Here is a 1,603-nt window from a genome sequence, read left to right as displayed (position 1 = left end):
GCGTGGGGGCGCTCTGTTCGGACGGCCGGTCGGGGTTGTCTGCCATCTGCGGCCTCCTTCACCGGGGGCTGTGCCGGGGGCGGACGGGGGTGATCGTCCTTGGCGTCGGGGTGGGGTGTTCGGGTGCTGTGTTTTCCCTGGTCATCTGGTTTGTGGCCGGGGGCTCGGGTATATCGAAATCACGGTCCCGTGCTCTCCTACTCGGATCCCGTCGCATCGCCACTACCAGGAGAGCGCGGGTCCTTTCCTGTGTCCAGCCCCTTACCCTGTGGGACGTGCTTGATCTCGTTCCTCCCGATTCGTCCGACGCGGGGTTCTCCGTCGGTTTCGACCTCGACCTGACCCTGGCCGACACGCGGGCCGCGATCGGCGCCGTGTACGCCGCCCTGGCCGCGGAGACGGGCGTCCCGATCGACACCGCGGCCGTGGTGGGACGCATCGGGCCGCCGCTGGAGGAGGAGCTGGCGTACTGGTTCCCGGCCGCCGAGGTGCCGGTGATGGCGGCCCGATACCGGGCGATCTACCCCGATATCGCGATCCCGGCGACCGTCCTCATGCCGGGCGCCGTCGCCGCGCTGGACGCGGTGCGGGCCAGGGACGGACGCGTGGTCGTCGTGTCGGGCAAGAACCAGGTCGACACCGAGCGGACCGTCCGGTTCCTCGGGTTGCGGGCGGACGCCGTGGTGGGCGGCCTGTTCGGCGCCGAGAAGGGCGTGGCGCTGCGCGAGCACGGCGCCCGCGCCTACATCGGCGACCACACCGGCGACGTGGACGCGGCGCGCGCCGCGGAGGCGGTGGCGGTGGCCGTCGCCACCGGCGCGTTCGACTCGGCGGCGCTCACCGCGTACGGCGCGGACGTCGTCCTGCCGGACCTGCTGGCCTTCCCGGAGTGGCTCGGCGGATTCCGGGCAGCCTGATCTGCGACGCGATATCCAGGTGCCGTTGCCGGACGTCCCGGATAGCGTCTGAGGCGTTGCCCCGCGGGGCCTCGCAGGGGGTACCCGGCTTGTTCGCCGGCCCACCGCGAGGCACTAATCTTGGGGGCGATTCAGGACGATTACCGAACGAGGTCTCCGGTGCCGACTGGCAAGGTCAAGTGGTACGACTCCGACAAGGGGTTCGGCTTCCTCACCCGCGATGACGGCGGGGAGGTCTTCGTGCACTCATCGGCGCTACCGGGCGGCGTCACGTCGCTGCGGCCGGGCCAGCGCCTGGAGTTCGGCGTGGTCGAGGGGCGCCGCGGCCAGCAGGCCCTGCAGGTCCGGGTGCTGGAATCGCTGCCGTCGGTGGAGAAGACGATCGCCAAGCAGCGGCGCAAGAAGCCGGACGAGATGGTCGTCATGACCGAGGACCTCATCGGGCTGCTGGACCGGATCTCCAACACCTACCGGCGCGGCAAGCACCCGTCCCCGGCGGAGGCCAAGAAGATCGCGACGGTGCTGCGCGCGGTCGCCGACGACCTGTCCCCTTGAGCAAGGATGCTCCTATGGATGTCAAGCGGCGAGTTCAAGATCGTTTGTTGTGATGATCTGGTAGAGCTCGCGGGCGATGTAGCGCTTGAGGCATCGGATGATCTCTTTCTTGGACAGTCCTTCCTTGGTGC

2 protein-coding genes are annotated in these 1,603 nt (G+C 69.6%); both read left to right on the top strand.

Annotated features, from left to right (window positions below; all coding sequences use genetic code 11):
• The first annotated feature begins 275 nt into the window (after positions 1-275).
• Complete coding sequence (locus HUX53_RS02290) at positions 276-917, top strand: haloacid dehalogenase-like hydrolase (protein WP_176401515.1); 642 nt, start codon at positions 276-278, stop codon at positions 915-917.
• A 159-nt stretch (positions 918-1,076) separates the two neighbouring features.
• Complete coding sequence (locus tag HUX53_RS42190) at positions 1,077-1,472, top strand: cold-shock protein (protein ID WP_176401514.1); 396 nt, start codon at positions 1,077-1,079, stop codon at positions 1,470-1,472.
• Positions 1,473-1,603 lie beyond the last annotated feature (131 nt).

The sequence above is a fragment of the Actinomadura sp. BRA 177 genome (genome assembly GCF_013372625.1).
GTDB lineage: Bacteria > Actinomycetota > Actinomycetes > Streptosporangiales > Streptosporangiaceae > Spirillospora.
This window is presented reverse-complemented; position numbering and strand designations above follow the sequence as displayed.